This window comes from Dialister sp. (assembly GCF_047832375.1).
In the GTDB taxonomy this organism is placed as follows: domain Bacteria; phylum Bacillota; class Negativicutes; order Veillonellales; family Dialisteraceae; genus Dialister.
On the sequence record NZ_CP181256.1, the window covers coordinates 2,030,448 to 2,044,734 of the forward strand.

The following is a 14,287-nucleotide window of genomic DNA, read 5'->3' on the forward strand; positions in this document are numbered from 1 at the left end:
AACCTCCAGCTGCAGATCAGCCATACCAGTATAGGCTAGCGTCATTTCAGTTCCGGGAAAAGTTCCTTCAGCTTCATTTCTAAGGTTCCCTTTTCTGCATAAGCCAGGGAATTACAGAGACGGATATTATTTTTCTTAATGCGGATCTTATCGCTGAAGCCGAGGATGTAATTCAGACAGATATGATAGATGATTTCCGTTGGAGCCAGTCCATAGACCTGCTTGGCGAAGATGTGGTTCAGTCTTTCTCCGTCATCGGGATAGAGTTTCTTCATACGGGGACTGTTGAAAAGCCGCTTCACTATTTCCGTAATGTACATGCCGGACTTCATGTACAGATCGGCAAAAGTCTTCTTATCATCATCAAAACAGCCGGGGTTCTCCTTTTCAAGGAGGTCTACCATCTTCACCACCACCTTCTTTGGTGTGAAGATCTGATTCGTTTCCTGTGGCGGGATATAGTTGAAAATATCTTCTTTATGGCTTTCATCGAAGTAATTCGCCAAGGCTCTCCGTTTATTCATGAATTCTTTGACTGAATCATTGAATACCACTTCATCGAAGAGATGTCCGTCGAAGTGCTTTTTATGAGCCTCATCTCTGATTTCCCTGCCCTTTTCATCCCGTTCATAATAGTCGCCACCGTCCCGGAGGAAGCGGAATTCATCCAAGGAAATACACTTACCGGTCTGAGCGTTTCTGGTGACTTCTTCAAACACATTGGATGGTACCATATGGTCGAAGTTGGCAAGGGTGGTTTTGTCACTGCCGTAGGCCATGAGGAAAGCCGGGATAGTACGGGCAAATCCTCTCAGATGGTCTCGTACAGAGCTTTCGATATCATTCTTTTCCTTCACCCGTTTATCAGTCTCTACCCGATCCACCACCGTTTCACCGGCCGCATGGATTTCCCGGGTCAGAGTATCCTTCACTTCTTTCTGGAAATCATTCTGGATATCCTGTACCTTCTTCTGATATTCTTCCCGGACTTCCTGCTCCTCTTTCTTGGACTCCACGGTTTTCAGCTTTTCCTTGAGGTCATTCTTTGCCCGGCCAGTCTCGATACGCAGGTTGTCTGCCGCCCGATTAATAGCAGTATCCACTCGATTATTGATAGATTTCTCCAGCTGCTGCCGAGTACGGTTAGACAGGTCGGACTGGTAGGTTTCTTTAGCAGTATCCAAAAGCTGCTTCGATTTTTCATGGAAAGCATCTTTCAGCCTGTCGATTTGCTCCTGCACAGCCTTGGATTTCGGATCCTCCTCATGGGCTATCCGCGCGGTATCAAGGGAATCTACCACATCCTGTATATCGGACTCAGCGTCCTTATAAATCTTATCGCCGAACATGTCATTTGAGGTCCCAATGATATTTTCCTGAGGAATGGATACGTTCCCATCATCATCGATATCGAGACGATCCCCTGTATTTTCGTCCAGATTATCCACCGGTTTTTGCTCTTTGAAAGGCTCCAGTTTATTGATGATATCAATGACCTCTTTAGGAGCTCCGAAGATGTTGCTGATATTCCGGAAAAGGAAATTGGACATGAAGCCCCGCCGTACGACTTCCTGGGATTTGATTCTCCTGGGGATAGAAAGCACCTTGGCTGCATCCAGTTCAATCATTTCCCCATTTTCATCTTCACCGATAACAGGGAAGAAATTCAAGAGTTCCTTTACCCGTTTTTTCCTGGTCTCCGTATCGCCACTGCCACCGGATGTATCCCGGTACAGATCATTGGCAAATTTTTCAAAGGCAATCAGCGTGCGGGCCGGATCGAAGTCGAAGATGTAGGCATTCTGTTTACGGAGGAATTCAGTACCTTCATGGAAACGGCACGGATTCTGGGCACGGAAAGCCGCCTGCATATAGAGGGCCTCACTTTGAATACTGGACAGCATAAGCACAGCCGACCACTCAGGCACAGTAACCCCTGTCGTTAATTGTCCTACAGAGAGAGTAATGGTTTTATCATGAGTTTTGATTGCCTCTTTTACTCGCTGCAGAGCGCTTTCTGTTACTTGGTCATCGTCCTCTCCCCTGCCATCACCGGCAGCAAGAATGATCTCATAATTTCCATTTCCAAAAACCGGGTGTTTTTTCAGCTTTCTTTCCAGCGCTTTCGCAGAAGCTACCCGGTTCAAGAGCCACAAAGTATGTTTCAGTTCCCCACGCAGCTCAGGCGTAGAGAAAGGATATTTCTTTCCTGTAACCAGAGAATCAAGAAATTTATCCACCGCCTCATTATGGATGAAGTATCCCCGATCATCGGTGGCAAAGAATTCATTCAAGTCAAAAGCATATTCTTCCGTCTTGCCATCAATTTCAATGCCCTGATCGATAAGATCGCTCACCATGTCAGACATGCGGTAGGTATACATATTCAGTTTCGGCAGGTTGGCATAGGGATTCTCACTGCCATCCTCCGACTTCCATTCGGCCTTTGCCTTCTGTTCATCGGCATAAGTCCAGTTATAAATGGCATCTTCAGAGAAATCACCGTTGGCAATGGCTTTGAATGGAGTGCCGGAGAGATGAAGTGTATATTTACGAGAAATATGGTCAAAGGCTACATCCGTTTTATAGGTAGCCACCCCTTCATGGGCTTCATCGATGACAAGGATATCCCAATGGAGCCGGGCTACTTCAGTCAATTTATCAAAAGCACCACCAAAGGCCTTTGCTCCCTTCAGGTCCTGCAGCGATACGAACTCTATACACTTCAGAGCATCTCCGGCGTCCAGCATTGCTTTCGTAAAATCATCACGGCTGTACACACCGGGCTTTCCTTTGAGCCCTGCTACCTCAGATACGAAAAGGTAGCCAGACTCCCGCCCCAGGAATTTGCAGTAATCCTCAAACCAGGAATTAGCAATGGCAGGTCTGTTCGTCACTACCAGCACCTTTTCCAGATTCATGGTTTTGCAGAGGTCATAGACTGTAAGAGTCTTCCCAAAGCGAGGTTTGCAGTTGAAAAGGAATTTTCCCCTTTCGTGGGAAAGAAAATAATCTTTCGCTTTGTCCACCGCTTCCTGCTGTTCTTTTCGGAGGGTATAGGGAATCACATGCTGCAGGGATTTACTGAGTCCCCGGTTTTCCCTGAAATCATCAAGCATCCGCTTTGCAGTCTCCGGGTCGATATGGAACCATTCCGGCTTCCTTGTATCCCCTGGCTGCGGTTTCATTCTCGCAATCCCCTGCTCCATAAGGTAGTTATGAAAATCGGTATCTCGAAAAGCATCACCTGAGCCATCGTCATAAATGGCATTCTTCGTCCACTCTAGATTCCAATGGATATTGGCTGTTTGTGTCTGCTGCTTTATTCTCTTTCCAGACTCCTGCTCTGAGCCACCAATTTTGCACCATCCCTCATGATATGTTACTCCAGGCGTCGTGTAGCAATATATAATGGGAATAACCTTTCTGCTGGTATTAATTTGGGGAGATTTCATATCAATGCATCTCCTTTATTGTCTTTTCGATAAACCCAATTTCTGAATCGTTCAGACCATATTTCTTGTAGAGTTCCTCATCCGTCCATGATTTTTGGAAATTCTGAACTGGAACAGCCTTAAAGCTAGACCGACTCAACTGCTGAGTTAGCGCTATTTGTTGAACAAGGAATCGTACAAACTTTGATTTGAGATAATTCATATAGTTAATTGCTTCTAATTCGGTATTAAAAGAGCCTGCAACCATATATGTTTCAGTGCAAATCTCTTTTGGTTTTAACATTTCCATTGTAGATAGGACCCTGAACTGTCCTTGCCTATCAGGTTGGCCTGCATGCTCCGCAGTTAAACGCGATATTATTATTTTCCACTGATCAATCATAGATTGTCCCGCAGTAACATCTTCCCGCTTAAAAGGTCCTCTTCCGCCACTAAAGCGTAAAATTAAATCTCCCTGTTTTTCAGGTTTTACATATGTTCTCAACCCAAACGGTTTTTGAGAACATACTACATTATCCAAAGTCGATTCTTTAAATGAGCTAACTTTTTTTATTATATCTGCAGCTATAGGGTATCTTATAAATGTTTCATTCTCATTTAAGTCACGTAAAGCTCTAGTCGTAGCCCCATTAAAATGATTGGTATAGTTACATTTACCAGTATATTTAGTGTTCCGTACAAAAATACAAACTCCACCTGCAATGTCTACCCCTGTGAAAAGGTCAGCAGAATTTGTATAATCTTCTAAAATAGATATATGCGGATCAGACAACATATCTTTACGGAATTTATCTAGCCCTCTACCCCCCCCCGAGTACCATTTAGCCGGTATAACAAAGCACATGATTTCCGGGTTGATTTTTTTCACTTCTTCCAAAAACTTGTTATATACCGGTATAGCACTGACTCCAGCGCCGCCATCAGATTGTTGGTAGGGTGGATTTCCAATGGCTACATCAAAAAGTGATTTTTTATTCATAAGATGTCTCCCCTTTAGCTCATGAAATTGTTTAGGCCTATCGTCTCTCCAGTCCTGCATTTTACAGGCAGGGGCAATTTTTTCCACTTTTTTATCATATACTACTTCATCTTCAAATAGATTCGGTTCATACACCGCCTTCGGCGGCATCCCAACTGGCACGGTATCCTCGAATCCATCCATCTGCCACAGGTTCCAGGCAATCTTATTGGCTATCTTTTTCAGTAGCGGGAATTCCGGATCCTTCTGCCACCGTTCTCGGTAATAATCAATAAAGGTGAGGAACATATTGATTCGTGCGATAAGCAGGCTGTCTCCCTGGTATTCATAACCATAGACCGATTCAAAGGCACGGATGGTCCACTTCAACCATTCTTCAAAGGTATCTGTGTACTCATTCACCACCCGCAGCTTCCGGTCCAGGATGCCGATCCTCCGGAATGTGGGATTGATCAGTCCTCCGGTGGCCGCATTGTACCGGGATACAAGGAATGGTGCTTCGCCACAGGTGATTTCCAGACGCCGGGAATCGACATAGTGCTTCCAGTTTTTTGACCGTTTCTCCGGAAAGGCGATAGGGTCATCTACCACGTCCCACTGGTGGTCATCGCATTCTATATTGAATACAGTCTTCCGCCCAAACCACTCTTCGTCACAGAAATTATTCATTTCATTGCAAAGCCAGGCAGGCGTAAAGACCTCTGCCTTTTTTTTCGTCCGAGTCTGTTGATCCTGCAGGGATTTCAGTATTCGCGGCTTAATAAGGTCCGGCGCATTGAGCAGCCTAGGAACCGTGATTTCCTGTTTATCAAAAAATCCTTCCCCATAATCCGCATAGGTATCGGTGGCCCAGATGATATTCCGTTTTGTCGTCTTGTCCTGAAGCAGTATGGGCAGCACCGCCCGCACCAAAGGATCCGTCACATCAATGAGTTTATCCACTGTATACTCCTGAAAATAAAAATTTTGAAATAATCTATAAAAATTATACTACCAGCCAATCCTAAAAACTATTGGCCTATTCGATTTCGTTAGCCAATTGCATCAGCTTCACCTTAAATTCACCATCACTGTCCTCAGCCTCCAGTTTCAGCCGGTCAGCCAGCTTCTTTTCATTGGAAAGGACTACATACACCGACCGGTCCTTCCAGGAGAAGCAGTACTGCCGACGGAGATCATCGAAGTCGGAGATGGTGACTTCAATGCCAAGGGAGACGGCTTTGTTTATCAGATTATTCATCTACCATTCCTCAATCTATTATAGTTATTAAAAAGTCATTTTTTGTCATTGACTTTCATAAGAGTTGTAATGCTGCAACTATCGATAACAGCTGTCATTACTTTCATTATACCCTACGGAAAGACCGCTTGACTTCGTATGCCGGATTAGCATACAAAAACAAAAAAGGATTACCTGAATTAGATAATCCTTTACTTATGTGAATTTTGGACCTTGAGCTGGACAGGCCATTTCACATCACCATACCTCAGTCCGGTGGACAGCTCTCTTCCGGGAAGAGAGCCTGCTGTGGAGTCATTTGCACGTTTTGGAATCAGAGTCATTAGGACTCCATCTGCGGCCCTGCCACCATTCCACCAACGGCCCCCGTTGCGTCAGAACCCATAACCCAACGGCACCATTCACACGCCCCTGAGCCACATAAGCGCCGCAGGCGGACCACCTAGATCTAGACCTAGATCTAGGTCTCAATCTTTCTTGTAATACCATGTCTGATAACCGTCTGCGCGAAGCACCAGTCCCGGCATCCATTCCGGCATCTCCGACATGGTCTCTGTAATCTCATAGACTGGCGTTTCTTCTGTGCACTCAATAATCAGTTCATCGTGCACGTGGCCACAGATGTACCGTTCCTGCAAATTCTTCATAGCATGGCAGAGGATGTCCCGGGAAACGGCCTGGATGATGTTTTCTACGAACTTGGGGCCGTAGGACTCGATAGGTTCCCATTTCTTTGTGGCTCCTACGCCCATGTAGGTGATCACTTTATAGCCTTTCTCTCCCATCTTCATGGCGGCCCCCACGTAGGCGAGTCTCCTGCCCGAGGGAAGTTCGATGAAGAGGACGCCCTTCTGCATAAAGGTGGTGAGGGTCCCTACTCTCATGATCCGGTGGTTCTCGATAGCCTCTTTCACTGCCCAGTCCACTTTCCACCAGAAATCCACGATGTGGGGGTTTGTTGTTCGCCAGGATGTGACCAATGGCTTTAGTTCTTCCTGTGTGAGCCCCATGTCCAGGGCCCCCATGGCTTTCAGGGCTCCTTCTCCGCCGCCGTAGCCCAGGGCGAGCTCTGCGATTTTCCCTTTCTGTCGGAGATCCCCGTGGATACCGTGCTTCACGACGAGCACATGGAACATGGCAGAGGCACTGGCGGCGTAGATGTCACCGTCTTTCGCGGAAACTTCCATCCGCTAACGCTTAATGTAACTATAAAAGGGCGCACTCGAAAGCAAATAGAAACAGTCTGCCTTTCCACCCACGCAAAAAACAGAAAAGCATCCGGAAGGGCACCAGGTAAATGCAACCGGTGAATCGGCGTCCGCGCCTTGGCAGTCTGCACCGGATTTGTGGTCTCGATAAAACTGGTATCGGTCATCACCCATACCCGTTCGGACCTCTCCGCTCAGTGTTGCTCGGAACCCTCGTCAAGGGAGGCAAGTCCTGTGACTGCGCTTCCATACTGCTTTTCTGTTTTTGTTTTTCCTGTTTTTTCTTTCCTTCATTCCCGTCCGGACGGATTCTTTGGGAAAGGAGGGGATCCTGAAAGGGAAATTTCCGGGTCCCTTAGGCATCCCCGCTTCCTTCTGTACCATGGATGGAAGGAAACATTTGGAAAACCTTCGGACCTCTCATGAGATCTTTCATTCACTCCTCTGCTACTAATATCGTAAAAAGCTGTCTTCAGTCACCCCTTCTTTTCTCATAATATTGTTGGAGTAACTGGCCAATGGCTGGTAACAGATCGAGACCGAGGGGATTCGCCTGCAGCGAATCAGTAGCTAGTGGCTAGATCTAGTAGCTAGGTGGACAGGCCCTGTGGGCCATTTCCATCAGTTTCCATCAGCTAACCTCAGCCCCGTGGACAGCGTCAATTGATAAAAGGAAGGCGCTTTAATGTGCAGTAAAAGCGCCAACTTACAATTGACTCGGAGGTTCTCTGCAGAACCTCCACCTTCCGAGGAAGGGGCCTCGTGCTGAGACATTTGTATGTTTTGGGGTCAGAGTCTTTAGGAGCCCAACTGCGGCAAAGCTGCTATTCGTTAGCCTCCTTCCTTGGGAAGGAGGTGGCGCCGCCAGGCGACGGAGGTTAGCTGATGGATGCGCCGCAGGCTAATTTTATGCGGCGCCAGCCGCGAATGGTTAGTCCCCCTTTTCCAAAGGGGGATGTCACGAAGTGACAGAGGGATTCTGACGGGCCCTGCGGGCCGGATCCATCACCATCTCTCAGCCCGGTGGGCAGCTCTCTTCTGGGAAGAGAGCCTACTGCAGTGTCAATTGCACGTTATTTGTGTAGAGTCTTCAGGATCCCAACAGCGGCTTTGCCGCAAATCGTTAGCCTCCTTCCTTGGGAAGGAGGTGGCTGCGAAGCAGACGGAGGTTAGCTGATGGATGCGCCGCAGGCTGATTCTCCGCGGCGCCAGCCGCCAATGATTAGTCCCCCTTTTCCAAAGGGGGATGTCACGCAGTGACAGAGGGATTCTGATGGGCCCTGCGGGCCGAATCCATCACCATCTCTCAGCCTCGTGTATTGTCAACTTCGCGTCACATGGTCAGAGTCTTTAGGTTTCGCCTGCGGCGCTTTCCATCGGAATCCCTCACCCCGTTGGGGAGCTCCCTTTGGGAAAGGGAGCCTACTGTAGTGTCACTTGCACGTTATTTGTACAGAGTCTTTAGGACTCCAACTGCGGCTTCGCCGCGAATCGTGAGCCTCCTTCCTCGGAAGGCGAGGCTCCTGCAGAGGATCCTCGAGCCGGGCCCAAGTTGGTACTTATACTGCACATAAAAGTACCTTCCTTTCGGGGCCCGGCCGTCGGTGGCTGCGAAGCAGACGGAGGTTAGCTGAGGGATGCGCCGCAGGCTATGGGTTAGTCCCCCTTTTCCAAAGGGGGATGTCACGCAGTGACAGAGGGATTCTGATGGATCTGCGGCGAAGCCGCTGGACCTCAAATCTCAACTCTTCTACAAAGCCGTCATAGTCGTATATCTGAGAGATCTCTCGACTCATCGAAGCTGTAGCGATTTTTAACGGTGCAGACACAACGGCGCTTACCACCGCTCGAGATGACGAGTTATGGTTAATGGGATACAGTCAAAACCACGATATTGAGATTTCCATATGCGGCGAAGCCGCAGTCAGGCATCACAAGGCGGCGCTATACAATTCGTGCGCCTCCACCTTTGCGGCGGAGCCGCGGAACGGTCTGGCTCAAGGCTCAAGGCTGAAGGCTCAATGCTTCATCCGTTCGCACGCCGCCCAATCGCATAATAAAAAACCGTGAACATTCGAGTTCACGGTTTTTTTCTCACATCCACGCTATGGGACGTAGGCCCGGATGGCGTGGCCTATGATGGAGAGGTGCATGTCTGTCAGGAGGGACAGACGGATGGGGAGGACTCTTCTTGTTTCTGCGAAGATGTCCACTTCCCCTTCTTTCCTGTCCTGGATCAGGGCGGAGAGCTTTTCTTCGGTCTCCGTGAGGAGGGCCAGCAGTTCTTCGGCCTGTTTTATATTTCTATGGAGGGCAGCGGAGTAGGTGGATACAGCCACCGCCGGTACGGCAGCCGGTTCTCTTCCGGTGAAGAAAGAGAGGATGGATGCCAGGGTGATGACCGGCTTTCCTGCCAGTTCCCGTTCCACGTAGAGGAGGCGGAGCACCATGAGGAAAGCAGAGCAGCCTACGCCGAAGTCAAGGCCCAACCAGTAGGAGTCGGCGCCCAGGGCGGTGTGGCTGTCCAGGAAGAGGCTCATGGGGAAGCAGCCGCCCCAGTAGGCAATGACCATGAGGATGAAGGAAATCCTTGTGTCCTTCAGTCCCCGAAGGATGCCCTGGATGGGGGTGGAAATGGCATCAAAGAGCTGCCATCCTGCGCTGTAGATGAGGAACTGGCCGGCAATCATGGCCACTGCCGCGTCGTCGGTGTAGACGGAGCCGATGTGGCTCCGGAACAGTACGGTGAAAGAGGCGGTGATAGCAGCTCCTGTGAGGGCTACCAGGAATCCCGCTTTCTTATACCGTTTCGCCATGTCCATATCCCCGGCGCCAACGGCGGTGGCAATGAGGATGGTGAGGGCCATGGAGCAGGATACCGGCAGCATGTACACGAGGCTGGCAAAGTTGTCGGCAATCTGGTAAGCCGCCAGGGCATCGGTGCCATAGCGGGACAGGAATACGATGATGAGACTGAAAAGGCTCATTTCCATGAAAATGGAAAGGCCGCTGGGAATGCCTACGACAAGGTATTCCTTCAGGTCCGCCGGACGGATGGTGAGGCGGGTGAAGATTTCATGGCCCTTCAGTTCCTTCGTCTTCAGGACCACCAGAAGGAAGAGACCCAGAAGAACGCCGTAGGTCATCATGGTGGCAAGGCCTGCGCCGATACCGCCGAGGGCCGGCATGCCGCCGTGACCGTATATGAAGAGGTAGTTCAGCACCCCATTCACCGGAGGCGCCATGAGAAAGAGCTTCATGGAAATGGAGGTGGATCCCGCGGTGTCCGTGAGGCAGCGGAGCGGGATAATGAGGCCCAGGAAGAAGACCACGCCAATCATGGTCATCAGATAGTACCGGGCGATGTAAGATACCGACGGCTCCAGTGCCAGAGAGGTGAGGAGGTCATCGATGAAGAGGAAATAGGCCGCTCCGAAGAGGAGGGAAATGAAAAGGCCGATGGCTCCTCCGCATCTCACGATGAAGGGAAGGGCGTCCCTGTCTTTTTTCCCGATAAGCTGGGCCATGAGGGGGGTGCCGGCCATGAGAAGGCCGATGATGGAGGCCAGGAGCGGATAAAAGAGGCCCGCTCCCACCGATACGCCGGCCAGGTCGTCGGCGCCGGCGTGTCCCGCCATGGTGGTATTAATAAAAGTCACTCCCGCCGTGGATACCTGGGCCACCAGGATCGGTATCATGACGGACAATAACTTATGGATATCTTTTTTCACGAAAAACATACAATTCACTCTCCAAAGAAATCAAAAAAAGACGCCTCGCGGCGTCCCATTCCTATGAGATAATGAATTTTACCCGTTTCCGGAGCCACTTCAAAAAAGCTCCGGGAAAAAGAGTCTTCACATGCTTGCCGCGCGGGGTTTCCCCCACGCTTTCAGGCCATGGAGGAAACCTGGTATCCCGTGACAGATACCCCGTCATTCAGTTCTGCTGCATTCAAAAAGCCAGATGCAACCCATCCTCCTGCCCCGATGAAGCCTTTGAAGAAAGAAGCAAAGGGAGAAAGAATGCGCTTGAAATTGAAGTTCACCCGAGAGGGCACGAGAAGATTGGCGCCTTCCACGTAGAAAGCAGCCATGGCAAAGAGCAGGTACATGCTCCCGTACATCTCCAGGTCCATCAGTTCTTCGATAACCATCATTCTTCCTCCTTTCTTCTGTATAATTTCAGTAGGAATTTCGGATTCCTATGATATAATTTGAATAAACAAACCGCTAATCATACTGATTTCGCAATTTGAATTTTTTTGCTAATGGTATTTTTAATACCTACATATAGTATACTCCTATACCAAGAAAAAAGCAAATGTGTCGATATGAATGTGGGCGGCTGTAAGACACAAAGAGCCGATTGACTCTTCGACCAATAGGTAGGAGTGAGGAGTGAGGAGTGAGGAGTGAGGAGTGAGGAGTGAGGAGTGGTGGTGCGGCGCACAATTCATATAGCGCCGCGAATTTATAGATTTTCCACTTTTATTTGCATGATTACGATCATAGTCACCAGCCTTGAGCCTTGAGCCTTTAGCCTTGGGCCTTGAGCTGGACAGCCGCTTCGCGGCAAATACACCCCCTTGCCCGCTACGCGGGACTTCCCACACGGGGAAGCGTGTCACTGGATTCTCAGTCGCCTACGGCTTCCTGCGAATCCAGTTCCCTTGCCACCCCGGAGGGGGCAGCAAGTCTTGGCTCCCCCACCGGGGTGGCAGCGAACATGATTTGAAGGAGCGAAGCGACGCTCAAATCATCGTGAGTCGCTTTCCCGTAGGGTGAGCTGCCGAAGGCTGAGGGGGTGCATTTGCGTCGAAGACGCTGACCGGCTCAATGCTCAATGCTCAAGGCTCAAAGCTAAAGGCTATGACTCTAAACATCAGCATGCCAAACCACCTGTCTCAACAGCTCGACAAACTGAAATATCGCTACATCCCCATTTCCTTTCTACACTCACAGGAGGTCCCTTTTATGAAGCACTTGAAAATCGCCTATTCCGACAGGGCTCTTGAAATTTTCGGACAAATCACCGGCCGCGAGGCAGCAGGTGTCAATCATACGGACTTCACTGACGTGGGAGCCGTGGTCATCACCGATACGGACACCGATGTACTGGGCAAGGATATGATTTTTGCTTTCAAAATCCCGGTACTCCTTATCCGCACAAAGGAAGGCCCCGTGGCGGACGAATTTCTTCATAAGGTCTATCGGGTCATGGACCTGAACGGCACGGACCACGATTTCTACGTCCGCCAGATCGAAAGCGCCGCAGCCCATTACGAAGAGGCCCTGCTGCCGCCCTTCTTCAGGGACCTGGAAAAATACGTGGAGAACGGATACTCCCAGTTTGACTGCCCAGGCCACCAGGGCGGCGCCTTCTTCCGCAAGCACCCGGCAGGCCGCGCTTTCTACGATTTCTTCGGTGAAAATACATTCCGCGCCGACCTCTGCAACGCCGATGTGGCCATGGGGGATCTCCTCATCCATGAAGGTCCGGCTCTCGCAGCCCAGAAGCATGCAGCCCGGGTATACAACGCCGACAAGACCTACTTCGTACTGAACGGCACCTCCACTTCCAATAAGGTGGTCCTGAACGCCGTCCTCACTCCCGGCGACATCGTACTCTTCGACCGGAACAACCATAAATCCATCGACCACGGCGCCCTGGTACTGGCCGGTGCCACCCCGGTGTATCTGGAAACCGAACGGAATGCCTTCGGCTCCATCGGCGGTATCCCGGAACAGTGCTTCCATGAAGAATACATCCGCAAGCTGATAGCAGAAAAGGATCCGGAAAAGGCAAAGGCAAAACGGCCGGTCCGCCTCGCTGTCATCCAGCTGGGTACCTATGACGGCACAATCTGCAATGCCCGCCAGGTGGTGGACAAGATCGGCCATCTCTGCGATTACATTTTCTTCGACTCCGCATGGGTAGGCTATGAACAGTTCATCCCCATGATGAAAGACTGCAGCCCCCTGCTTCTCGATCTGGGACCTGAAGATCCCGGCATCTTCGTGACCCAGTCCGTCCATAAACAGCAGGCAGGCTTCTCCATGACCTCCCAGATCCATAAGAAAGACTCCCACATCAAGGGACAGGACCGCTACGTACCTCACAAGAGAGTCAATAACGCCTTCATGATGCACGCCTCCACATCCCCCCTGTACCAGCTTTTCGCAGCGCTGGACGTGAATGCAAAGATCCATGAAGGAGCGGCAGGCCGTAAATTGTGGATGGATGCAGTGAAACTGGTCATTGAAACGAGGAAACAGGTCCTCAAAAGCTGCCACTACATCCGTCCTCTCGTACCGCCCACGGTATACGGCAAGAAGTGGGAAGAGGGGGACACGGAAAAAATGGCCAACGATATTAACTACTGGGCCTTCGAACCGGGTGCCAAATGGCATGGCTTCGACGGCTACGGCAAAGGCCAGTACTTCATCGATCCCATGAAGCTGCAGTTCGTCACCGCCGGCATTGATGTAGAAAACGGTGGCTACGAAGACTTCGGTATCCCCGGAAACATCCTGGCAGGCTTTCTCCGTGAAAACGGCATTATCCCGGAAAAGAACGACCTGAACGACATTCTCTTCCTCATGACCCCCGCAGAAAGCGAAACAAAGATGAACGATCTGGTGGCAAAACTCATCCGCTTCGAACAGCTCATCGATGAAGATGCTCCCATGGCAGAAGTACTCCCCACCATTTACAAAGCCTACGAAGATAAGTACAGAGGATATACCATCCGCCAGCTCTGCCAGGAAATGCACGATTTCTACAAGGACCGCAAGGTATCTACCCTCCAGAAGCAGCTCTTCCTGAAGGATTACTTCTCGAAATACGCCATGAATCCCCAGGATGCGCAGTACGAATTCATGCGGGGCCACGGCGAACTGGTGGACCTGGCTGACGCCGAAGGCCGCATAGCTCTCGAAGGGGCCCTCCCCTATCCGCCGGGCGTCCTCTGCGTGCACCCCGGTGAAAAATGGTCTCACACCGCAGTGACCTACTTTTTGGACCTGGTAGAAGGCATCAACCAGCTCCCCGGTTTCGCTCCGGAAATCCAGGGCGTCTATGTACAGGACGGGAACGACAGCAAGAAACATGCCTACGGCTATGTACTGAAGAAGGAATTTGAGAAGTAAAGAGTATTGCCAATTTCAGTTTGTCGAGCTGTTGGGGTTGGCGCTGATGGGTAGAGTCATTCGTGCGGAGCTTCTAGCTGCTAGCTCCTAGCTTCTAGGAAAGATCAACAGCCTACGGCACGAATGACTGACGGGAATACCGAGTGGAAGCGCCGCAGGCGGATCATCTTTCCTGGCTGCTAGCCGCTAGAAGCTAGGAGCTCCATGCGAGTGACTCTATCCGCAAGCATGCCAACCGCCAACCCCCATCAGCT

At 50.3% G+C, this 14,287-nt stretch carries 7 protein-coding genes; 1 reads left to right on the top strand and 6 read right to left on the bottom strand.

From position 1 onward, the window contains the following. Positions 1 to 41: 41 nt before the first annotated feature. The 6 genes from ACFWUL_RS08120 to ACFWUL_RS08145 form a co-directional block, all read right to left on the bottom strand. Positions 42 to 3,188: a DEAD/DEAH box helicase family protein gene (locus tag ACFWUL_RS08120; protein ID WP_416176935.1), complete on the bottom strand. Its 3,147-nt coding sequence runs from the start codon at positions 3,186 to 3,188 to the stop codon at positions 42 to 44. A 268-nt stretch (positions 3,189 to 3,456) separates the two neighbouring features. Next, complete coding sequence (locus tag ACFWUL_RS08125; RefSeq protein WP_416176936.1) at positions 3,457 to 5,376, bottom strand: Eco57I restriction-modification methylase domain-containing protein; 1,920 nt, start codon at positions 5,374 to 5,376, stop codon at positions 3,457 to 3,459. Between the two features lie 76 nt (positions 5,377 to 5,452). Further along, on the bottom strand, positions 5,453 to 5,674 hold the full coding sequence (locus ACFWUL_RS08130) for a hypothetical protein (RefSeq protein WP_416176937.1): 222 nt from the start codon (positions 5,672 to 5,674) through the stop codon (positions 5,453 to 5,455). Positions 5,675 to 6,141: 467 nt separating this feature from the next. After that, entirely contained in the window at positions 6,142 to 6,861 is a 720-nt protein-coding gene (locus ACFWUL_RS08135) for a hypothetical protein (protein WP_416176938.1), read from the bottom strand. A 2,126-nt stretch (positions 6,862 to 8,987) separates the two neighbouring features. Then, the gene (locus tag ACFWUL_RS08140) at positions 8,988 to 10,622 is read right to left on the bottom strand and encodes an MATE family efflux transporter (RefSeq protein ID WP_416176939.1); all 1,635 of its coding nucleotides are present in this window, start codon (positions 10,620 to 10,622) and stop codon (positions 8,988 to 8,990) included. Positions 10,623 to 10,774: 152 nt separating this feature from the next. Beyond that, positions 10,775 to 11,041: a hypothetical protein gene (locus ACFWUL_RS08145; protein ID WP_416176940.1), complete on the bottom strand. Its 267-nt coding sequence runs from the start codon at positions 11,039 to 11,041 to the stop codon at positions 10,775 to 10,777. Between the two features lie 817 nt (positions 11,042 to 11,858). On the opposite strand from ACFWUL_RS08145, the gene speC reads away from it, so the two are divergent. Further along, on the top strand, positions 11,859 to 14,033 hold the full coding sequence (gene speC / locus ACFWUL_RS08150; RefSeq protein WP_416176941.1) for an ornithine decarboxylase: 2,175 nt from the start codon (positions 11,859 to 11,861) through the stop codon (positions 14,031 to 14,033). The last annotated feature ends 254 nt before the right edge of the window (positions 14,034 to 14,287 follow it).